The organism is Pseudomonas sp. WS 5411 (genome assembly GCF_012985595.1).
Taxonomy (GTDB): Bacteria; Pseudomonadota; Gammaproteobacteria; order Pseudomonadales; family Pseudomonadaceae; genus Aquipseudomonas; species Aquipseudomonas shahriarae.
The window spans coordinates 1-19,709 of the sequence record NZ_JAARMC010000015.1; the positions used below are offsets into that span (position 1 = coordinate 1).

At 60.9% G+C, this 19,709-nt stretch carries 20 protein-coding genes; 8 read left to right on the plus strand and 12 right to left on the minus strand.

Going from position 1 to position 19,709, the window contains the following annotated elements; genetic code table 11:
* Positions 1 to 365: 365 nt before the first annotated feature.
* A complete protein-coding gene (locus HBR93_RS18885; protein ID WP_057440074.1) occupies positions 366 to 860 on the minus strand; it encodes a hypothetical protein in 495 nt (164 codons plus the stop codon).
* A gap of 119 nt (positions 861 to 979) precedes the next feature.
* On the opposite strand from HBR93_RS18885, the gene HBR93_RS18890 reads away from it, so the two are divergent.
* Positions 980 to 1,681, plus strand: coding sequence for an aspartate/glutamate racemase family protein (locus HBR93_RS18890; protein WP_057440073.1), 702 nt, complete (start codon positions 980 to 982; stop codon positions 1,679 to 1,681).
* Here HBR93_RS18890 and HBR93_RS18895 read toward each other — a convergent pair.
* The 3 genes from HBR93_RS18895 to HBR93_RS18905 form a co-directional block, all read right to left on the minus strand.
* Positions 1,669 to 2,181, minus strand: a complete 513-nt coding sequence (locus HBR93_RS18895) for a GNAT family N-acetyltransferase (RefSeq protein WP_169960831.1) — start codon at positions 2,179 to 2,181, stop codon at positions 1,669 to 1,671. The two genes, HBR93_RS18890 and HBR93_RS18895, sit on opposite strands and share 13 nt — an antisense overlap.
* A 60-nt stretch (positions 2,182 to 2,241) precedes the next feature.
* Positions 2,242 to 3,390 (minus strand): glycerate kinase, encoded by a 1,149-nt coding sequence (locus HBR93_RS18900; RefSeq protein ID WP_169960832.1) that lies wholly within the window; start codon positions 3,388 to 3,390, stop codon positions 2,242 to 2,244.
* Between the two features lie 112 nt (positions 3,391 to 3,502).
* Entirely contained in the window at positions 3,503 to 4,603 is a 1,101-nt protein-coding gene (locus tag HBR93_RS18905) for a sugar diacid recognition domain-containing protein (RefSeq protein WP_169960833.1), read from the minus strand.
* A 170-nt stretch (positions 4,604 to 4,773) separates the two neighbouring features.
* Here HBR93_RS18905 and HBR93_RS18910 point away from each other — a divergent pair, with 170 nt between their 5' ends.
* Positions 4,774 to 6,084 (plus strand): MFS transporter, encoded by a 1,311-nt coding sequence (locus HBR93_RS18910; RefSeq protein WP_032860575.1) that lies wholly within the window; start codon positions 4,774 to 4,776, stop codon positions 6,082 to 6,084.
* A gap of 114 nt (positions 6,085 to 6,198) precedes the next feature.
* Here the strand turns inward: HBR93_RS18910 and HBR93_RS18915 are convergent, their stop codons facing one another.
* On the minus strand, positions 6,199 to 6,903 hold the full coding sequence (locus tag HBR93_RS18915) for an SDR family oxidoreductase (protein ID WP_169960834.1): 705 nt from the start codon (positions 6,901 to 6,903) through the stop codon (positions 6,199 to 6,201).
* Between the two features lie 101 nt (positions 6,904 to 7,004).
* Here HBR93_RS18915 and HBR93_RS18920 point away from each other — a divergent pair, with 101 nt between their 5' ends.
* Positions 7,005 to 7,907, plus strand: a complete 903-nt coding sequence (locus tag HBR93_RS18920; RefSeq protein WP_057959621.1) for a LysR family transcriptional regulator — start codon at positions 7,005 to 7,007, stop codon at positions 7,905 to 7,907.
* Between the two features lie 128 nt (positions 7,908 to 8,035).
* Positions 8,036 to 9,046: an aldo/keto reductase gene (locus tag HBR93_RS18925; RefSeq protein WP_169960835.1), complete on the plus strand. Its 1,011-nt coding sequence runs from the start codon at positions 8,036 to 8,038 to the stop codon at positions 9,044 to 9,046.
* Between the two features lie 33 nt (positions 9,047 to 9,079).
* On the opposite strand, the gene HBR93_RS18930 is transcribed toward HBR93_RS18925, so the two are convergent.
* Positions 9,080 to 9,583, minus strand: a complete 504-nt coding sequence (locus HBR93_RS18930) for an Lrp/AsnC family transcriptional regulator (RefSeq protein WP_169960836.1) — start codon at positions 9,581 to 9,583, stop codon at positions 9,080 to 9,082.
* 100 nt (positions 9,584 to 9,683) lie between these two features.
* On the opposite strand from HBR93_RS18930, the gene rarD reads away from it, so the two are divergent.
* The gene (gene rarD, locus HBR93_RS18935; protein ID WP_057440120.1) at positions 9,684 to 10,565 is read left to right on the plus strand and encodes an EamA family transporter RarD; all 882 of its coding nucleotides are present in this window, start codon (positions 9,684 to 9,686) and stop codon (positions 10,563 to 10,565) included.
* Between the two features lie 49 nt (positions 10,566 to 10,614).
* Here the strand turns inward: rarD and hppD are convergent, their stop codons facing one another.
* The 3 genes from hppD to HBR93_RS18950 all read right to left on the minus strand — a co-directional run bounded on the left by hppD (position 10,615) and on the right by HBR93_RS18950 (position 13,285).
* Positions 10,615 to 11,691, minus strand: coding sequence for a 4-hydroxyphenylpyruvate dioxygenase (gene hppD / locus HBR93_RS18940; RefSeq protein WP_057440066.1), 1,077 nt, complete (start codon positions 11,689 to 11,691; stop codon positions 10,615 to 10,617).
* A gap of 295 nt (positions 11,692 to 11,986) precedes the next feature.
* Complete coding sequence (locus HBR93_RS18945) at positions 11,987 to 12,694, minus strand: fimbria/pilus periplasmic chaperone (RefSeq protein ID WP_169960837.1); 708 nt, start codon at positions 12,692 to 12,694, stop codon at positions 11,987 to 11,989.
* Positions 12,695 to 12,721: 27 nt separating this feature from the next.
* Positions 12,722 to 13,285: a fimbrial protein gene (locus HBR93_RS18950; RefSeq protein ID WP_169960838.1), complete on the minus strand. Its 564-nt coding sequence runs from the start codon at positions 13,283 to 13,285 to the stop codon at positions 12,722 to 12,724.
* A gap of 353 nt (positions 13,286 to 13,638) precedes the next feature.
* On the opposite strand from HBR93_RS18950, the gene HBR93_RS18955 reads away from it, so the two are divergent.
* Together HBR93_RS18955 and HBR93_RS18960 are read left to right on the plus strand one after the other, a co-directional pair.
* Positions 13,639 to 15,180 (plus strand): EAL domain-containing protein, encoded by a 1,542-nt coding sequence (locus HBR93_RS18955; RefSeq protein WP_120732897.1) that lies wholly within the window; start codon positions 13,639 to 13,641, stop codon positions 15,178 to 15,180.
* Between the two features lie 197 nt (positions 15,181 to 15,377).
* Positions 15,378 to 15,743, plus strand: coding sequence for a histone-like nucleoid-structuring protein, MvaT/MvaU family (locus HBR93_RS18960; RefSeq protein ID WP_029294664.1), 366 nt, complete (start codon positions 15,378 to 15,380; stop codon positions 15,741 to 15,743).
* Between the two features lie 202 nt (positions 15,744 to 15,945).
* On the opposite strand, the gene HBR93_RS18965 is transcribed toward HBR93_RS18960, so the two are convergent.
* Positions 15,946 to 16,482: a DUF4946 domain-containing protein gene (locus tag HBR93_RS18965; protein ID WP_169960839.1), complete on the minus strand. Its 537-nt coding sequence runs from the start codon at positions 16,480 to 16,482 to the stop codon at positions 15,946 to 15,948.
* Between the two features lie 192 nt (positions 16,483 to 16,674).
* Here HBR93_RS18965 and gloA point away from each other — a divergent pair, with 192 nt between their 5' ends.
* Positions 16,675 to 17,196 (plus strand): lactoylglutathione lyase, encoded by a 522-nt coding sequence (gene gloA / locus HBR93_RS18970; RefSeq protein ID WP_057440061.1) that lies wholly within the window; start codon positions 16,675 to 16,677, stop codon positions 17,194 to 17,196.
* A gap of 138 nt (positions 17,197 to 17,334) precedes the next feature.
* Here the strand turns inward: gloA and ahpF are convergent, their stop codons facing one another.
* Positions 17,335 to 18,888 (minus strand): alkyl hydroperoxide reductase subunit F, encoded by a 1,554-nt coding sequence (ahpF, locus tag HBR93_RS18975; protein ID WP_057959615.1) that lies wholly within the window; start codon positions 18,886 to 18,888, stop codon positions 17,335 to 17,337.
* Between the two features lie 126 nt (positions 18,889 to 19,014).
* Positions 19,015 to 19,578 carry an alkyl hydroperoxide reductase subunit C gene (ahpC, locus tag HBR93_RS18980; RefSeq protein ID WP_010210361.1) on the minus strand — a complete coding sequence of 188 codons (564 nt, stop codon included), beginning with the start codon at positions 19,576 to 19,578 and terminating at the stop codon, positions 19,015 to 19,017.
* Positions 19,579 to 19,709 lie beyond the last annotated feature (131 nt).

Here is a 19,709-nt window from a genome sequence, read left to right on the forward strand (position 1 = left end):
GGGGTAACCCGGCAGGACGCCGGGTTAGCCGCGCTGGGCCATGGATGGCCCATCGCGGCGGCCCCCCAAATCAATGTCGGATGACGGGCACACAGAGCCAAGGCGAGGTGCCGAGTGGTGGGGCAAGAGCCCTTTTGGTTACTTTTGGGGCTCTTTTCCAAAAGTGACCCGCCGTAAGGGCGGAACCAATAGCCGCCGTTACCGCAGCAACGGATATGTACACAAACCCAGAAAAGAGTGGTGTAGAGACTCACGCCGCGATGGCGGTATCTCAGGTTAGGAACACTTGCCTGACACACCGCTATCGCGGGCAAGCCCGCTCCCACACAAGCCCACAAAAGCCCGCTACCACATTTGCCCGGGGATCAGCCCCGTTCGCGCGGAATCAGGCTCTGCAACTGCAAGGCCAGAAAATTGGCATCAAAGGTGAACGTGTCCGGGTCTTTCAGGCCATTGGTTTTCTTCCACAGCCAATCATCATTCCCCGGCAACAACACCAGCGAAATACTGCCGTAGCGAGCAGCAGTCAGCCCCATGACCGACAACGAAATCAACCCACCCGCCCCCATCACATCCGGCACAAACTCCACCGGCTTGCCCGCGATATGAATAGTCAGTTTCTCAGTCTTGAAGGTCGACGTCTCCACCGGCACGCTTGGGCCAGACGCCACATAAGCCTCACGCTGCACCTCCAGCAAACCATCACGCTTGACCGGCGCCAACCACTGCTCGATCTCGCCGTACAGCTCAGTGATTTTCTGGGTCCAGCGGGCTGACTGCACCTCGAACTGCTGGCGCTTGTGCGCTTCGCTGTCGGCGTAGTGACGAAGCATCTCGCCCAATTGCTGTACATCGTCCATTGCGGTGTTCCTCGGGGACTGCAAACAACGATCATGGCAGATGCAGCAGCGCCGCGTATGACTAACGCTCACTGGTTGGGTAAGGTGTGGCTTTCGCCTATTCGCTTGAGGAGCTTTGCATGCGCACCATCGGCCTAATCGGCGGCATGAGCTGGGAGTCCAGCGCCGAGTATTACCGGATCATCAACCAGCAGGTACGCGACCGATTGGGGCCGCTGCGCTCGGCACAAATCCTGCTGTACAGCGTCGACTTCGGCCCGGTGGAACAGGCCCAGCACGCCGGGCGCTGGGATGACGCTGCGCTGATCCTGCAAGACGCCGCGCGCCGCCTGCAAGCCGGTGGCGCCGACTGCATCGTGCTGTGTACCAACACCATGCATCTGCTGGCGCCACAGATCGAAGCCGCCGTATCGCTGCCGTTTCTGCATATTGCCGATGCGGCCGGCGCAGCGGCGGTCAAGGCCGATACCCTGACCGTCGGCCTGCTGGGTACCGCGTTTACCATGGAACAGGATTTTCTCAAGGCACGCCTGGCAACCCAGGGCTTGAACGTGCTGGTGCCCGACGCAGCAGAACGCCACGCCGTGCACCGGATCATTTATGAAGAGTTGTGCGTCGGGGTGATCAGCGAAGCCTCACGCCAGGTTTACCAGCAGGCCATTGCCAACCTTGCAGCCCGTGGTGCCCAGGCGATTATCCTGGGGTGTACCGAAATTGGCCTGCTGATCAAACCCGAGCACAGCCACCTGCCGTTGCTCGACACCACCGAGCTGCATGCACAGGCTGCGGTGGCGTTTGCCCTGGGGGATCAGGCGGTCTGACGCAGGCGGGCCATGCTCAGGGCGTCGACAAATACGCCGTCACGCACGGCGTAATCGCGCAGCCGGCCTTCAGTCTCGAAACCGAACTTGCGGTACAACGCCTGGGCCGGCTCGTTGTCGACATACACCGTCAGTTCCACCCGGTGCAGGTTCATCCAGTTGTCGGCCACCTCCAGCGCCGCGCCCAGCAACTGGGTGCCCACGCCCTTGCCCTGCCAGGCCACGGCCACCCCCATGCCGATACTGCCGACATGGCTTTGCCGACTGCGCGCATATTGCTCCAGGGTGCAGTTACCAATGACCTTGCCCGCCTGCACCGCCACCAGCCTGAGCAGTCGCTCATTGGTATCGGCCAGGCGCTTGCGCCACACCTCCAGTGACTGGAACGGCATCTGCAGCACCTGACGGCACACGGCCGGGTCGTTGTAGAGCGCACGCATGCCTTCGAGATGGCTTTCGGCAAAGCGCTGGATCACGATCGTGGAATCAGGTGTAGGCATTGTGTTTCATCCTTTGAAAGACAAGTGGCCGAGCAGTGTAGGCAGCGACAGCAAGCGCTGTCATCCGCGGCTGCGTTGCGCGCCCAAGTGCCACACCCGCGCAATATCCACCGCCCGCTCACGCAGCAACCGCGGTGCTTCGCTACAGGCCTGCTCCAGGCTCATCGGCCCGCCAGGCAAAGCAAACGCGGCGTCGACGCCATGGGCGTACATCTGCTCGTAGCCCTCGCCCAGCGTGCCAGCGATCACGATCACCGGAACACCGTGCAGCTTGGCCACCCGCGCCACGCCAAACGGGGTTTTGCCGCGCAGGGTCTGGGCGTCGAAGCGGCCTTCGCCGGTGATCACCAGGTCGGCGCCGCGCACGGCGTGTTCCAGGCCCACCAGTTCGGCGACCACCTCCACACCCGGGCGAAACTGCGCGCCGAGGAAGGCCTTGGCGGCAAAGCCCAGACCACCGGCCGCGCCGCTGCCCGGCTCGTCGCGCACGTCTCGGGGCAGCACCTCGGCGCAGTGGTCGGCAAAGTGTCCGAGGGCCTGGTCCAGTTGCTCGACTTGGTGTGGGTTGGCGCCTTTTTGCGGGCCGAAAATCGCTGAGGCACCGTGGGGGCCGCACAGGGGGTTGTTGACGTCGGCGGCGATGTCGAAACGCACCTGGGCCAGGCGCGGGTCCAACTGCTCAAGCTTGATCCGCGCCAGCTGCGCCAGGGCCAGGCCGCCGCGCGCAAGGGGTGTGCCTTGGGCGTCGAGCAGTTGCACGCCCAGGGCCTGCATGGCTCCGGCGCCGCCGTCATTGGTGGCGCTGCCGCCGATCGCCAGGATGATCCGCTGGGCCCCGGCGTCCAGGGCGGCGCGGACCAGCTCACCCGTACCGAAGGTGCTGCTGGAGCAGGCATCACGCTGCCCCGGCGGGACCCGTTGCAGACCGCTGGCTTCGGCCATTTCGATGATTGCCGTGGCACTTTCAGCCAACCAGCCCCAGTGCGCCTCAACGGTGCCGCCCAACGGGCCTTGCACGGTGCAACTGCGCAATTGCCCGTGGCAGGCCGCGAGCACCGACTCCACCGTGCCTTCACCACCGTCCGCCATCGGGCACTGGATCAGTTCGGCATCCGGCCAGACCTGGGCCAACCCTTGGGCAATGGCCTGGGCCACGCCTTCGGCACTCAGGCTGTCCTTGAACGAGTCGGGGGCGATGATGACTTTCATGGGCTTTCTCCGGTTTTTATGACGCCCATGCTGCCAGTTGGCACCGGCAATGACGCCTGTCCAATGCACAAGCGTGGCAGGGGTTTGTTGTTCATTTCTACAAAAGCACCTCCTACACGGTTTGCGGCAGCAGTTGCACCCCCAGGTACAGCGCGAGCATGCCATCCAAGGTCAGGGGATCGACACCGCTCAATTCGGCAATGCGCTCCATGCGGTAGCGCAAGCTGTTGCGGTGGATGCCCAGGGCGTCGGCGCACGCTTGGCTTTGCCCGTCGTGTTCGCACCAGCTGCGCAGCGTTGCCTGCAGTTGGCCGTTGGCGTCCTTGGCCAGGACCTTGCGTAACGGGTTGAGCAGTTCGTCGAGGGCGTCGTCGTTGCGATGGCGCCAGAGCATCACCGGCAACCGATAGCGGTTGAGGGTCAGCAGCCGTGACTGGGGCAGTACGTCGCGGCCATAGGCGAGCAAGTCCGCCACCCGCCGATAACAGCGGCGCAAGCCGGCCAACCCATCGGCCTGACCACCCACGGCGACCCGCAGGATGTTCCAGCCCGAGGCCTCGAGTTTTTCCAGCAGGCGCGGGTTGTCCATCGGCACCGCCGCCGGGCGGCACCACAGCAACGAAAACTCTGCGGAGCTGACGCACCAACTGTCCGGGTATCGGGAGGCCAGCCAGGCTGCCAGGGCTTCGGCGGTCTGCCCCGGGCCCAGTTCAAACAGATAGGGGGTGCGCGACAACTGCGGCTTGAGCCCCAGTTGCTGGGCCTCATCCACCAGGCGCGGCGATTCGCCGCTGTCGGCCAGCAGCAACGCCAGCAGATCATCACAACGTTGGCGTCGCCATTGCTGCTCCGCCTGTTGATGGCGCTGGCTGACCAGCATCTCGGCGGTCATGCGCACCAGTTCGGCATAGGTGCGCAGCAACTGCGGTTCACCACTGATGCCCAGCACGCCGATCAGGCGCTGATCATGCAGCAGCGGCAGATTGATCCCCGGCGCCACACCCTTGAGGTGCTTGGCGGTCTGGCTGTCGATTTCCACCACGCGACCGTTGGCCAGGACCAACTGCGCGCCTTCATGGCGGGTGTTGATGCGCTCCGGTTCGCCGCTGCCGAGGATCAGGCCCTGGCTGTCCATGACGTTGACGTTATAGGGCAAAATGGCCATCGTGCGATTGACGATATCCTGCGCCAAGTCATGATCGAGTTCGAACATGGGGCTAAATTCCTTGAAAGCGCTGCATTACGCGATTGTTCAAAGGCACAGCGCAATGGATGGATCGCTGTGCGGGGGCACAAAGACATGGCACCGTCCCGTGACCGAGACTCTTGGGGCGATCAACGTTACCCGCGCATCGCGAAAAATCATAATAAAGAGAGAACGCCATGTCACAGAGCGCCGCCGCTACCCTGGCCAACGATGACGACAAAAACGCCGTCTACAAGCGCATCACCCTGCGCTTGATCCCCTTCATTTTCATCTGCTACCTGTTCAACTACCTGGACCGCGTCAACGTCGGCTTCGCCAAGTTGCAGATGCTCGACGCCTTGAAGTTCAGCGAGACCGTGTACGGCCTCGGGGCCGGGATCTTCTTTATCGGCTACGTGCTGTGCGGCGTACCGAGCAACCTGGCGTTGACCAAGTTCGGTCCACGGCGCTGGATTGCGCTGATGATGATCACCTGGGGCACCCTGTCCACCTGCCTGCTGTTTGTGACCACGCCGACGCACTTCTACACCTTGCGCCTGTTTACCGGTGCCGCTGAAGCGGGCTTTTTCCCGGGCGTGGTGCTGTACCTCTCGCAGTGGTTCCCGACCTTCCGCCGTGGGCGGATCATGGCCCTGTTCATGTCGGCAATCCCGGTGTCCGGCCTGCTCGGCAGCCCGTTCTCCGGCTGGATCCTCAACCACTTCGCGGCGGGCCAGGGTGGCCTCGCGGGCTGGCAGTGGATGTTCCTGCTGCAAGGTGTGCCGACGGTCATTCTCGGCGCCCTCGCCTACTTCCTGCTCAGCGACAGCTTCGCCAACGCCAAATGGCTGACCGCCCATGAGCGCGCAGTGCTCGAGGCCGACCAGGCCACCGACCTGGCCAACAAGCCCAAGACCACCACTGATTCGCTGCTGGAAGTATTCAAGAACCCGGCAATCTGGGCGTTCGGCCTGATCTACTTCTGCATCCAGAGCGGCGTGTACGCCATCAACTTCTGGCTGCCGTCGATCATCAAAAACATGGGCTTTAGCGATAACCTGGTGATCGGCTGGCTGAGTGCGATCCCTTATCTACTGGCGGCGGTGTTCATGTTACTGGTGGGCCGCTCCGCCGACCTGCGCAAAGAGCGCCGCTGGCACCTGGTGGTGCCGATGCTGATGGGCGCTGTGGGCCTGATCATCGCGGTGAACTTCGCCACCACCCCAGCCATTGCGATCCTTGGCCTGACCATCGCCACCATGGGCGCCCTCACCGGCCTGCCGATGTTTTGGCCGGTGCCCACCGCCATGCTCAGCGCCGGCGCGGCCGCGGGCGGCCTGGCTTTGATCAACTCCATGGGCCAGATGGCGGGCTTCTTGAGCCCGTATGTGGTGGGTTTTGTGAAAGACGCCACCGGGTCCACCGACCTGGCGCTGTACCTGCTGGCGGCGGTGATCGTCGCGGGTAGTGTGCTGGCGTTGCGCATGACCCGGACCCTGAAGGCCTGACACGGCACAAAAAAAGTGGGAGCGGGCTTGCCCGCGATAGCGGTGGATCAGTCCTATATATTGACTGACACGCCGCCATCGCGGGCAAGCCCGCTCCCACATTGGGTTCGGTGTTTACAGCAAACCGCCGCCGTCGATATCGATCACGCTGCCGGTCATAAAGCCATTTTCCATGGCCATCAAATAACCCGCCGCCACCTCCTCCGCCTGCCCCACACGCCCTACCGGCAACGCCCCGCCCACCTTGGCGAACATGCCCTCACGCTGTTCCTCAGGCATCCCCGCGTATGCCGGCGTGTCGATCACCCCTGGGCTGACCACATTGACCCGCCGCGGCGCCAGTTCCTTGGCTAACTGCTTGCCCAACGCTTCGGTCGCGGCATTGATGCCGACCTTGATAAATTGCCCCGGCACCAGCTTGCGCCCGAGCTGCCCCGAGGTGAGGACGATGCTGCCGCGCTCGTCGAGAAAAGGCAGCGCCTGCTGGATTGCGCGCAAGGCGCCCCAGAGCTTCACATTGAAGTTGTCCTGGGCCAGTTGCAGGTCGGTGTCCTGCAGGTGTTTGGCCTGGACCGCCGGGCCCGAGGTGAACACCAGGTGATCAAAACGCCCCACCGCTTCGAACAGGCGCTGCAGGGCGGCGCTGTCGGTGACGTCCACCGGCTCGCTGCGCACGCCATTGTCGACCGTCGACGACAGGCGTCGCCCGGCCAGTACCACGTGCGCGCCACGGGATGCCGCCTGTCGGGCGACTTCGGCACCAATGCCGCTGCTACCGCCAATCACCACCACGGTTTGGCCCTTGAGGGGAGATGTCATGGGAACTGCCTCGTCCTGAAAAAATGAGCGTTCATCTTCCCAGCTTGGCAATCGTGGAAAAATCCCGGTAAAACGACAGGATCTTTAAAGGATTTTTACAAATGAGCTCAATCCTTGACCTGGAAGTGTTTGTGCGCACCGCCGACAGTGGCAGCCTCTCGGCGGCCGCCCGCAGCCTTAGCCTGACCCCGGCCGCCGCCAGCATTGCCCTCAAACGCTTGGAAACCCGCCTGGGCATGCGCTTGCTGGCCCGCTCCACCCGCAGCATGCGCCTCACCGAAGAAGGCCGGCGCTACCTGGACAGCGTGCGGGTGGCCCTGGAAGCACTGGCTGAGGGCGAACAGGCGATCAAGCAACACGGCCAGAGCCTCAGCGGCTTGCTGCAACTGTCCGCGCCCTCGGATTTCGGACGCAATGTACTGCTCGGTTGGCTGGACCAGTTCAAGCGCGAACACCCGAATATCCGCCTGCAATTGCTGCTTAACGACAGCAACGCCGACTTGTTCCGCGAAACCGTGGACATCGCCCTTCGCTTTGGCGTGCCAAGGGATTCCAGCCTGGTGGCGCTGCCGGTGGTCGCCGATCACCGCCGTATCGCCTGCGCCAGCCCCGCGTACCTGGCACGCCACGGCACACCCCAGGTGCCGGCCGAGCTGACGCAGCACAGCACCCTGCGCTACATGCGCCAGGGCCGGGCCAACAGCACTTGGTATTTTCGCCAGGGCACGTTGCTGGAAGAGGTCGAAGTGGGCGGCGACTACCTCAGTGATGACGGGGAAATCGTGCGGCGCTGGGCCCTGGCCGGCCACGGTATTGCCTACAAGGCCAACCTGGATGTAGCCGGCGATATCAAGGCCGGGCGCCTGGTGCCGTTGTTCGGCGAATGGCAAGGCGAGCCCACGCCCTTCAACCTGATGTGCCCCCATCGCCTGCAAGTGTCGGAGCGTGTCAGAGTCCTGCATCGCTTCTTGCAGGCGCGCGCTGGCGAACTGCTTGCCGAATAAGCGGAACACGGCACAAAAACGCTGTGGCCAACGCGGTGGTAGGCACCGAGCCACCCACGTCGGGCTTGTTCTAGAGCCTTGCTCTCTGGTATTGCATAGCAACTGTCTGCGCTTTTGAGGAGTCCTCCATGATTTACCGCACACTGGGCCAGTCCGGGCTCAAGGTCAGCGCCTTGACCCTGGGCACCATGATGTTTGGCGAACAGACCAACACCGAAGATTCGCTGCGTATCATCGACAAGGCCTGGGATCAGGGCATCAACTTTATCGACAGCGCCGACGTCTACACCGGCGGGCGCTCCGAGGAAATCGTCGGTGAAGCCATCAGCCGCCATCGCGCCGATTGGGTCGTCGCCTCCAAAGTCGGCTTCGGCCCGCCGGATGGCCTGCCCAACCGCAGCGGCCTGAACCGCAAGCGCATTTTCAACGCGCTGGAAGCCAGCCTCACCCGGCTCGACACCGACTACCTGGACATCTACTACCTGCACCGCGAAGACCACGACACCCCACTGGACGTCACGATTTCGGCGATCGGCGACCTGATCCGCCAGGGCAAGGTCCGTTACTGGGGGCTGTCCAACTACCGCGGCTGGCGCATCGCCGAAGTGGTGCGCGTGGCCGAACGCCTGGGGGTCGACCGGCCGATCATCAGCCAGCCGCTGTACAACATCGTCAACCGCCAGGCCGAGGTGGAGCAGATCACCGCCGCAGCCGCCTATGGCCTGGGCGTGGTGCCCTACAGCCCGCTGGCCCGCGGGGTGCTCAGTGGCAAGTACGCGCCGGATATCAGCCCCGAAGCCGGCAGCCGCGCTGCGCGCCAGGACAAACGCATCCTGGAAACCGAATGGCGCGTGGAATCGCTGCGCATTGCCCAGCAGATCCAGCAATACACCCAAGGCCGTGGCGTGGGGATTGTCGAGTTTGCGATTGCCTGGGTTTTGAACAACCAGGCCGTCAGCTCGGCGATTGTCGGGCCGCGCACCGAGGCGCAGTGGGATGCCTACACCGGGGCGCTCGATGTGAAGATCAGTGCTGAGGATGAGGCGTTTATTGACTCACTGGTGACGCCGGGGCATGCGTCGACACCGGGGTTCAATGATGTTGGGCATTTTGTTTCCGGGCGCATCCACCGCCCCTGAGCCCCTGTGGGAGCTGGCTTGCCTGCTCCCACATCAGCCCAGCGGCACATCCAGGCTGACCTTGACCCGGTCCATTACCACAATGCTGCGAAACCATTTGATATTGCGGTTCTCGTAGAACAGCGTGCGGGCCAGGGTTTCGTAGGCCTTCATGGTCTCCACCACAATCACCAGCATAAAGTCCGCATCGCCGGTGACGTAATAGCACTGCTGCACCTCGGGGATCGACATCTGCACCTTGAGCACATCGAGGTCCTCGATGTGGGTGCGTTCGGCGTGCACCTCCACCAGGATCGTGATCGGCTTGCCTACTGCATCCTGATTGACCACCGCCGTATTCGCGCTGATCGCCCCGCTCTGCTCCATGCGCTTGATGCGCCGCTGCACGGCGGCGGTCGACAGGTTGACCTGTTCGCCAATCACCCGCAGCGCGGTGGTGTTGTCGCGTTGCAGGTGCTTGAGAATCGCGCGGTCGAAATCATCCAGGGGGGGCTGACGGGCATGCTGGCGAACCTTGGAGGTGAGAAAATTTCCCATAAGATGCCGTAAAACAGAGCAAACGTCTCACCTCAAAAGCAATATATTCCCACCTGAAATTCCCCCCCTCTTTTGTTTGAATCGGTTTGGCGAGGACTGCGTGTCTAAAGGCGTTGTTTTATCGGTAGCGGCCTCGGTGTTGTTTGCCGTGATGTATTACTTCACATCACTGCTTGCCCCCTTGAGTGGCCTGGAAATTTTCGGCTGGCGCATGCTGCTGACCGTGCCGTGCATGACGGTATTTATGGTGGTCAGCGGCGAGTGGCGTCAGGTGTGGCAATTGCTGCGATTGCTTGCGGGCAAGCCACGGCTGATCGGTGGGATTGTGCTGTCGTCGGTGCTGCTGGGGGTGCAACTGTGGCTGTTTATGTGGGCGCCGCTCAATGGCCGCAGCCTGGATGTGTCCCTGGGCTACTTCCTGCTACCGCTGACCATGGTCCTGACCGGGCGCCTGGTGTATGGCGAAAAACTCTCGCGGCTGCAGCTGATCGCAGTGGTGTTTGCGGCGATTGGCGTGCTTAACGAGTTGTACCAGGTGGGTGGTTTTTCCTGGGCGACGCTGCTGGTGATCATCGGTTACCCGATCTACTTCGTGCTGCGCAAACGCCTGGGCACCGATCAGTTGGGCGGCCTGTGGCTGGATATGGCGCTGATGCTGCCGGTGGCCTTGTGGTTTGTCCAAAGTGGCGAACAGGGCTTCGCCGTGCTGGATGCACACAAAGGGCTGTATGGATTGATCCCGATGCTCGGGCTGATCAGTGCTTCGGCGCTGGTGTGCTACATCATCGCCAGCCGCCTGTTGGCGTTCAGCCTGTTCGGCCTGCTCAGCTATGTGGAACCGGTGCTGTTGCTGGGGGTGGCGTTGCTGCTGGGGGAAAGCATCGGGCCGGGTGAATGGCTGACCTATATCCCGATCTGGCTGGCGGTGATGGTGCTGGTGTTCGAAGGGTTCAAGCATCTGGTGCGTCAGCGCCGGGCTTGAACGGGAAAGGTGTAGGAGCCGGCAAGCCGGCTCCTACAGGGGGCTAGGATCAGTCGGTGGTCAACACACCACGACGAACCTGGTCACGCTCGATCGACTCGAACAGGGCCTTGAAGTTGCCTTCGCCGAAACCGTCATCACCCTTGCGCTGGATGAATTCGAAGAACACCGGGCCCATCAGGGTTTCCGAGAAGATCTGCAACAGCAGGCGCTTGTCGCCGGCCACGGACGAACCGTCCAGCAAGATACCCCGCGACTGCAACTGCTCCACCGGTTCGCCGTGGTTTGGCAGGCGCCCTTCAAGCATCTCGTAGTAGGTGTCCGGCGGCGCGGTCATGAAGCGCATGCCGATCTTCTTCAACGCGTCCCAGGTCTTGATCAGGTCGTCGGTGAGGAACGCCACGTGCTGGATGCCCTCGCCGTTGAACTGCATCAGGAACTCTTCGATCTGGCCGGCGCCTTTGGACGACTCTTCGTTCAACGGGATGCGGATCATGCCATCCGGGGCGCTCATGGCCTTGGAGGTCAGGCCGGTGTATTCGCCCTTGATGTCGAAGTAGCGCGCTTCGCGGAAGTTGAACAGCTTCTCGTAGAAGTTGGCCCAGTAGACCATGCGCCCGCGATAGACGTTGTGGGTCAGGTGGTCGATGACCTTCAGGCCGGCGCCCACTGGGTTGCGGTCCACGCCTTCGATAAACACGAAGTCGATATCGTAGATCGAGTTGCCTTCACCGAAACGGTCGATCAGGTACAGCGGCGAACCGCCGATGCCCTTGATGGCCGGCAGGTTCAGCTCCATCGGGCCGGTTTCGATATGGATCGGCTGGGCACCCAGCTCCAGGGCACGGGTATAGGCCTGTTGCGAATCCTTGACGCGGAACGCCATGCCACACACCGACGGACCGTGCTCGGCGGCAAAGTACGAAGCGATGCTGTGGGGTTCGTTGTTGAGGATCAGGTTGATCGCGCCCTGACGGTACAGGTGCACGTTTTTCGAGCGGTGGGTTGCCACCTTGGTGAAGCCCATGATCTCGAAGATCGGCTCCAGGGTACCCGGGGTCGGCGATGCGAATTCGATAAATTCAAAGCCCATCAGGCCCATTGGGTTTTCGTATAGATCTGCCATGATTTGGCGCCTCATCATCTTTTTTAGAATTAAGTAAATTAATTGCCAGCAAGGATGAGGTGAGCAGGTGGCGCACAGGAAATGCCCCGCACGCTGCGGGCGAGGAAGTCACCGTAGATGAGTTGGAACCCGAGTAGCTTCATGGTTGAGTCATTCTCTTACGGGCGTCTCTGACGGACGAGGCCTGCATAGAAACAGGCGCTTATTCTTGTATGCGTAAACCGATTCTACACAGCGTAAACAGCTTTGTCCGTATTCCTTATCAAATCCCTATGCCCAGGCGGGCGCAAGGGGTTTATTGCCCAGATAGATGCCCGGCAGGATCAACGGGCGCGGGTTGCATCAGGGGTGGCAGGGCAAGATCCAGGCTGGCGTGGGGGGCAACCATGCCCTGCTGATCGCTGGGGACCACCTGCCCGCCCACAACCAACGCGACGTCATGGAACGTCACGTGGAAAGGCGACGGGTTGAAGACACGCAGGACCGCCGGTTTGCCGGTGTGCATCGTCCAGATCAGTTGCCCCGGCGCATCCTGGGGGCTACCCGACAAGCCCTGGGGCCGGAAAAACACCTTGGTGCGAATGCGAAAGGCGAAACGCAACTGGTTCTGGCGCTCTGCAGCCGCGAATGCTTCCGGCTGGCGGGTCGCGGGCGGCACCTCCAGCACGTTGAGCCAGAATAGCGATTCCCTGTCCCTGGGCAGCGGTTCCTGGGTATACGCCAGGCGTATGGCCTGGCTCTTGCCCGGATCCAGGCGAAACACCGGCGGGCTGAGGGTGAACGGCACCTCACTGTGCTCGGCAGTCAGCCGTGCATCACCGCCATCCAGCCACACCTGCACCAGGCGCGCGGCATGTGCGTCATCGTTGCTCACCTGCACGGTGATTTCCCTGCGCGGCTCAGGGTAAATCTGCCGGGTGCCACTGATGATCACCCCGGCCTGTGCCTGCCCGAAGACCAGGCACAGGCAGAGCGCTACGTGCAGGCGTGCTACGCAACCCATGGCCCGGGCCCTCGGTCTATCGGGCGATCAGGGAAAGATCACCGAGTACTGCACCGCCGTAGTCACCAGCCCTACCCCCGCCGCCCCGCCCGTGGCGATGTAACGTGCCGCAAAGGGCAAGGTTGCCAGGCCGCCGGTAACCGTAGCCGTGCTCGAAGCATGGCCGGTACGCAAGTCCATCGGCTTCTGGGTGGCGCCGTCGAGAATTTGCACCTCTACTTTGGCGGCAGCGGTTTTGGGGGCCATGTTGCGCAAGTTGCCGGTGGCCGGATTGATCGCCGGGCTGGTGCTTTCATACAACACAGCCACCTTGGTCGCATCCGCACAACTGGCGCCGCCGCCCACATAAATAAAGAATGGCTTGGCGCTGGCGGTTGCCCCCTCCGTCGACAGGGCGCTGGCTTGCACTTTGTCCAGGACCACCGGAAAGTTCGCACCGGAGCCCGCGAAACCACCGGTCCCGCCACTGATCGTGCAGGTGGTGCCGGTGATTTCTCCGGTCAGGGTGATGGTGCCATCGGCGGCAGTGGCCAACGGTACGGCAAGCCCGCAAGCAAGCAGCAAGGCAATCGCCAGGACATGGTTTTTCATACACGTGTTCCTAAGGGTTAAGGCGAGCCCCGGTCAGACGACGCGCAGGCACAAGCCCGCCCGCCGAGTTCGAGCTCAATGCAGCAAAACTGTTGGTTCTTGAATGGCAGCCTCTTCACGAGACTGAAGTTTTTTCTGACAGGCACTGATCCAAGCAACAACGCAATAGACCAAACAATTTTTTCTCGTCAAAATATGTTGCAAAGTTTGGCAAGATTAAAAAACACGCACAACTAGCCAAGTCGTTAGGTCTACGCTTTGCTAATGCCATAGACCAACTATCATTGTTACTTCAGACGTACTGCCTGTAGCCGCTACCAGGCCCTTCCCTCACTTTGCTACAGGCTGCGTAAATGCCACTTACCCTCAAAGGTCCGCGCAAGCGCGCCGCCCGCTCCTTGATCACGGTCCTGTGCGGCCTGCTGCCGATTCTGCTGGGAGTGGCCATCCTGCACCTCCAGGCAAAACGCACCCTGGAGCACAGCACGTCGCAGACGGCGACCGAGGCCGTGCGCCAATTCGACCTGATGCTCGACAACACCGCCCGTGCCGCCCAGGAACTGCTGCCGCTGGCGGGCAAGGCCTGTGACAACGCGGTGCAACTGGCGCTGCGCGAGCAAGTCACACGGCGCCCCTTTGTACGCGCAACCACCTTGTCGTGGAAAAAGTCCATTTATTGCACCTCGCTGTTTGGTGACACCCACGTGTCTGCGGTCAATCCTGACGACTACGTCGAGGGTCGCCTGTGGCTGATGAATGGCAACCCGGTCACCCCCGATACCGCCCTGTTGGTGTACCGGCTGGTGGAGGGCGACCAGGCTGCGTTTGCTTCGATTGACGGTTACCACCTGACCAATGCCCTGCGCCTGATCAGCCGCTACGCGGACCTGGTGTTGCAGGTCGGCCCCAATTGGTTGGGCAGCGACGGAAAAGTCAAAAACAGTGCGCCGCCGGAGTTTCCCGTGGCCCACCAGCACCTCGCCTCCCAGCGCTACGCGTACAGCGTGGAAGCCGGCATGCCCGAAGGGGAAGTCTGGCGGTATATGGAAGCGCGCTACCCGGCGCTGTTCAGCCTGCTGGTGTTTTTCGGCGTGCTGGCCGGCGTGCTGGCGCACTGGGTGCAAAAACGCTCCTCCGCCCCCACCCACGAACTGCAGCGGGCGTTGGGCGCCAATGAGTTCGTGCCGTATTACCAACCGGTGGTTCGTGGCGATAACCTTCAATGGGCCGGCTGTGAAGTCCTGATGCGCTGGCAGCACCCCAAGGAAGGCCTGGTGCGCCCCGACCTGTTTATCCCCCTGGCCGAACACTCCGGGCTGATCGTGCCCATGACCCGCGCCTTGATGCGCCAGGTCGCCACACAACTGGCGCCCCATGCCGATCGCCTGGGCAGCAATTTCCATGTGGGGATCAATATCACCGCCCGGCATTGCCAGGACCTGGTGTTGGTGCAGGACTGCCAGGAGTTCCTCGCCGCCTTCAAGCCGGGCCAGGTACTGTTGACGCTGGAGTTGACCGAGCGCGAACTGATCGAACCCACCGAGGTCACCCGCCAGCTGTTCCAGGCCCTGCACGAACTGGGCGTGATGATCGCCATTGATGACTTCGGCACCGGCCACTCCAGCTTGGGTTATTTGCGTAACTTCAATGTTGACTACTTGAAGATTGATCAAAGCTTTGTGGCCATGATCGGAGCCGATGCGTTATCGCGGCATATACTCGACAGCATCATTGAGTTATCCGGCAAGCTTGATTTGGGCATCGTCGCCGAAGGCGTGGAAACCCAAGAGCAATGTGACTATCTGGCCGCGCAAGGTGTGGACTTCTTGCAGGGCTACCTGTTTGGTCGCCCGGAGCCTTTTGACGCATTCATTAAATCTTTGCGGCGCGATTGAATATCCATCTAGCATCAGATGAAAAATTGTTATTTATACAAAAGACGTGATTTACTCGTGGCGCATTAACTACTACAATTTTTCCTGCCTGCGCCGAATCGGCAGGAGAACCACTTTTACCGAGTCATGCTGAGGCTCTTGGCTTATAGCTTTGTTTGCAGTGGGTATCAGCCAAATACACTATTGGAGTAAATATTTTGTCCAGACTCGCCGAATTTCGTGCCGCAGAAAAAGCCCTTCAAGAACAGCTTGCCCAGCTGGAATCCCTGAAGAACGACGCTGGCCTGAAGAAAGAAATCGAATTTGAAGAAAAGCTTCAAGGGCTGATGAAAACCTACGGCAAGAGCCTGCGCGACATCATCTCCATCCTTGATCCAAACCCAGGCAAGTCGGGGATCCAAGTGGCAGCCGCCCCCAAAACCCGCCGCGCACGCGTGGTCAAGGTGTATCACAACCCGCACACGGGTGAACTGATTGAAACCAAGGGCGGCAACCACCGCGGCTTGAAGGCCTGGAAAGAACAGTATGGCGCTGCCACTGTAGATTCCTGGCTGCGCGGCTAATACAGGCGCACTAATAAAAAGCCCCGCTGATGCGGGGCTTTTTTGTTTTTGCGCCTCGATTTCAAACGCTGCCGCGTGCGAAAGTGAACTTTGAAATACACTCCACTTCGAAGACATTCGCCGAACAGCCGCTGTACACCGCAGTCCTGTAGTTATGGGTTTTTCTGTCAATGTGCCATGTCAGGCATCTAGCCATCGCCGATCAAAGTTTCAGGCTTGCACGTACCGAGCTGACTTCTTCCTTGCTCGACTCATAGGCAGCGGCTTGCCCGGCATATGAAAAAACATAGGCCTTATTCGTATCGACAGCACCCACCAGTGTTTGCGAGAGCACATGCCGACCGTTCTCGGTAATCACGCAGGTAGTTTCCAGCGCCTCAAGATGACTTAAGGTGCTTGAGTGAATCTTGTTGCAGACACTTTGATAACCACTGCGGGCAAAGTCCTTCTGGATGGACTTGCGCATCTCCAGCAACACCCCTTGCAGATTGACCACATGCCCAGGCTCGATCGGCGTACCCGTCAACTCCATGACCATCAGCGTCTCGCCGCTCTCATCGTTCTTGATCGCGCGCTGGCGCGACACCGGTGACGGCGTGGCTGGCGCATCGGCATCCGCCACCACCTCCTCCACCTGCCAGCCGCTGGGCCAATGAATCTCGGGGTCTGCCGCCAGTGCAACGGTGCTGCCCAAGACAAGCCACAAGGCGGCCAACAATGGTTTGTTCAATCGGCTCATTGCAAAAAACACTCGAAGTTCAAGCCGCAAAGTTTGAGCCCGCCCAGGGGATGGCCGCAAGGCCCGGGTGCGTTTTTCATTTGGCGCGGCCGGTGCAGCTTGCGTATCATGATCCGGCTACACGGATCTGCCGCACGCCAAGGGACCGCTCAAATCACGAGCTGCGTCTGCCCCATTTTTTCTGGAGGGCCCATGAGCCTGCACGAATTGAACACCTTCCCGGGCGTCACCGCCCAACCCGACACCGCCACTTCGAACTTCGTGTTCAACCACACCATGCTGCGGGTCAAGGACATCACTAAGTCCCTGGACTTCTATACCCGCGTCCTGGGTTTTTCCCTGGTTGAAAAACGCGACTTCCCGGAAGCCGAATTCAGCCTGTACTTCCTCGCCCTGGTCGACAAGGCGCAGATTCCAGCCGATGCCGCCGCGCGCACCCAGTGGATGAAGTCGATCCCGGGCATCCTGGAACTGACCCACAACCACGGCACCGAAAACGATGCCGACTTCGCCTACCACAATGGCAACACCGACCCGCGCGGGTTTGGCCATATCTGCATTTCGGTGCCGGATATCGTCGCGGCCTGCGAGCGCTTTGAAGCCTTGGGCTGTGATTTCCAGAAGCGCCTGACCGATGGGCGGATGAAAAGCCTGGCGTTTATCAAGGATCCGGATGCGTACTGGGTTGAGATCATTCAGCCAGCGCCGCTGTAAACCGGTTTGTTGCCCCTGTAGGAGCGTATCACCGTGGCGTAACGGTCACGCCGAGTCGCCTGCCTCGCAGGCCAGCTCCCACAAAAGCAACACCCACAAAAAACCCATGATCACTCATGGGTTTTTTAGTATCGGGCCTTACGCTCGGATCAGGTAATCAAAAGCACTCAGGGAAGCCTTGGCGCCCTCGCCCACCGCAATCACGATCTGTTTGTAGGGCACGGTGGTAACGTCACCGGCGGCAAACACGCCGGGCAGTGAGGTCTCGCCACGGGCATCGACAATGATCTCGCCACGGGGCGACAGCTCCACGGTGCCCTTGAGCCAATCGGTGTTAGGCAACAGGCCGATCTGTACAAAGATACCTTCCAGGTCGACGGTCTTGAACTCGCCGGTATCGCGGTCTTTGTACGCCAGGCCAGTAACCTTCTGGCCATCACCTTTGACTTCACTGGTCAGCGCACTGGTGATCACGTCAACGTTCGGCAGGCTGTAGAGCTTGCGCTGCAATACGGCGTCAGCGCGCAACTTGCTGTCGAACTCCAGCAAGGTCACGTGGCTGACAATACCGGCCAGGTCGATGGCTGCTTCAACGCCGGAGTTACCGCCACCGATCACCGCCACGCGCTTGCCCTTGAACAGCGGACCATCGCAGTGCGGGCAGAAGCACACACCCTTGGCCTTGTATTCCTGCTCGCCCGGCACCCCCATTTCGCGCCAGCGGGCACCGGTGGCCAGGATCACGGTCTTGGACTTGAGGGTCGCACCGCTTTCAAAGCGAATTTCATGCAACTCACCGGGATTTTTCGCCGGGATCAGGCTGCTGGCGCGCTGCAGGTTCATGATGTCCACGTCGTACTGACGCACGTGGGCTTCCAGGGCGCTGGCGAGTTTCGGGCCTTCGGTTTCCTGCACCGAGATAAAGTTCTCGATGGACATGGTGTCCAGTACTTGCCCACCAAAACGTTCGGCGGCCACACCGGTACGAATACCTTTACGCGCGGCGTAGATCGCGGCGGCAGAACCGGCCGGGCCACCACCGACGACCAGCACATCGAACGCGTCCTTGGCGCTGATTTTCTCGGCGGCCTTTTCGATACCGCTGGTGTCGAGCTTGGCGAGGATTTCTTCCAGCCCCATGCGGCCCTGGCCGAAGTTCACGCCGTTGAGGTAGACGCTGGGCACCGCCATGACCTGGCGCTCGTCGACTTCCGCCTGGAACAGTGCGCCATCAATGGCCACGTGGCGGATATTGGGGTTGAGCACGGCCATCAGGTTCAGCGCCTGGACCACGTCCGGGCAGTTCTGGCAGGACAGCGAGAAGTAAGTCTCGAAGTTGAACTCACCTTTAAGGCTGCGAATCTGTTCAATCACTTCGACACTGGCCTTCGACGGGTGGCCACCGACTTGCAGCAGGGCCAGCACCAACGAAGTGAATTCATGGCCCATGGGGATGCCGGCAAAACGCAGGCTGATATCGGCACCCGGGCGGTTGATGGAGAACGACGGCTTGCGCCCATCATTGCCATCGGTTTTCAGGGTAATCAGCGTGGTGAGGCTGGTTACGTCCTGCAAAAGAGCAAGCATTTCCTGGGATTTCGCACCGTCGTCGAGGGAGGCAACGATCTCGATCGGCTGGGTGACCCGCTCCAGGTATGACTTCAACTGAGCTTTAAGATTGGCGTCCAACATACGGGCGATTTCCTATTTCAAATCAATTCGGTAAAAAAAAACGCCCGAGCGAATCTCGCCCGGGCGTTTTTGAGGGCGGTGCGGCTTACTTAAGGTGCGGCAATCCGCCCTTGATACTTCACAGACTTAGATCTTGCCGACCAGGTCCAGGGACGGAGCCAGGGTAGCCTCGCCTTCTTTCCACTTGGCTGGGCACACTTCGCCTGGGTGGGCAGCGACGTACTGGGCGGCCTTGATTTTGCGCAGCAGCTCGGAAGCGTCACGGCCAACACCGCCGTCGTTCAGTTCAACGATCTTGATCTGGCCTTCAGGGTTGATCACGAAGGTGCCACGGTCTGCCAGGCCAGCTTCTTCGATCAGCACGTCGAAATTGCGGGAGATGGTCAGGGTTGGGTCGCCGATCATGGTGTACTGGATTTTGCCGATGGCTGGCGAAGTGTTGTGCCAGGCAGCGTGGGCAAAGTGGGTGTCGGTGGACACGCTATAGATCTCGACGCCCAGCTTCTGGAATTCGGCGTAGTTGTCAGCCAGGTCTTCCAGTTCGGTTGGGCAGACGAAGGTGAAGTCGGCTGGGTAGAAGAACACGACAGACCACTTGCCTTTCAGGTCAGCGTCCGACACGTCTACGAAGTTGCCGTTTTTGTAAGCGGTGGCTTTGAACGGTTTTACTTGGCTGTTGATGATAGGCATCGTTGACTCTCCGTCAGGGGTTAGTAAGTTGATGGGTGAATCCTACCCAGTCTCATCGCCGATGGCTCATTGCCAAACCTGATGCCGCCGATTGGTTTTGGCTATCAACCAGCTGTATTAATAGAAGAAAT

Coding starts and splice junctions, on each gene's coding strand:
- HBR93_RS18885 (WP_057440074.1), bottom strand. CDS start 860: ATGGACGATGTACAGCAATTGGGCGAGATGCTTCGTCACTACGCCGAC.
- HBR93_RS18890 (WP_057440073.1), top strand. CDS start 980: ATGCGCACCATCGGCCTAATCGGCGGCATGAGCTGGGAGTCCAGCGCC.
- HBR93_RS18895 (WP_169960831.1), bottom strand. CDS start 2,181: ATGCCTACACCTGATTCCACGATCGTGATCCAGCGCTTTGCCGAAAGC.
- HBR93_RS18900 (WP_169960832.1), bottom strand. CDS start 3,390: ATGAAAGTCATCATCGCCCCCGACTCGTTCAAGGACAGCCTGAGTGCC.
- HBR93_RS18905 (WP_169960833.1), bottom strand. CDS start 4,603: ATGTTCGAACTCGATCATGACTTGGCGCAGGATATCGTCAATCGCACG.
- HBR93_RS18910 (WP_032860575.1), top strand. CDS start 4,774: ATGTCACAGAGCGCCGCCGCTACCCTGGCCAACGATGACGACAAAAAC.
- HBR93_RS18915 (WP_169960834.1), bottom strand. CDS start 6,903: ATGACATCTCCCCTCAAGGGCCAAACCGTGGTGGTGATTGGCGGTAGC.
- HBR93_RS18920 (WP_057959621.1), top strand. CDS start 7,005: ATGAGCTCAATCCTTGACCTGGAAGTGTTTGTGCGCACCGCCGACAGT.
- HBR93_RS18925 (WP_169960835.1), top strand. CDS start 8,036: ATGATTTACCGCACACTGGGCCAGTCCGGGCTCAAGGTCAGCGCCTTG.
- HBR93_RS18930 (WP_169960836.1), bottom strand. CDS start 9,583: ATGGGAAATTTTCTCACCTCCAAGGTTCGCCAGCATGCCCGTCAGCCC.
- hppD (WP_057440066.1), bottom strand. CDS start 11,691: ATGGCAGATCTATACGAAAACCCAATGGGCCTGATGGGCTTTGAATTT.
- HBR93_RS18945 (WP_169960837.1), bottom strand. CDS start 12,694: ATGGGTTGCGTAGCACGCCTGCACGTAGCGCTCTGCCTGTGCCTGGTC.
- HBR93_RS18950 (WP_169960838.1), bottom strand. CDS start 13,285: ATGAAAAACCATGTCCTGGCGATTGCCTTGCTGCTTGCTTGCGGGCTT.
- HBR93_RS18955 (WP_120732897.1), top strand. CDS start 13,639: ATGCCACTTACCCTCAAAGGTCCGCGCAAGCGCGCCGCCCGCTCCTTG.
- HBR93_RS18965 (WP_169960839.1), bottom strand. CDS start 16,482: ATGAGCCGATTGAACAAACCATTGTTGGCCGCCTTGTGGCTTGTCTTG.
- gloA (WP_057440061.1), top strand. CDS start 16,675: ATGAGCCTGCACGAATTGAACACCTTCCCGGGCGTCACCGCCCAACCC.
- ahpF (WP_057959615.1), bottom strand. CDS start 18,888: ATGTTGGACGCCAATCTTAAAGCTCAGTTGAAGTCATACCTGGAGCGG.
- ahpC (WP_010210361.1), bottom strand. CDS start 19,578: ATGCCTATCATCAACAGCCAAGTAAAACCGTTCAAAGCCACCGCTTAC.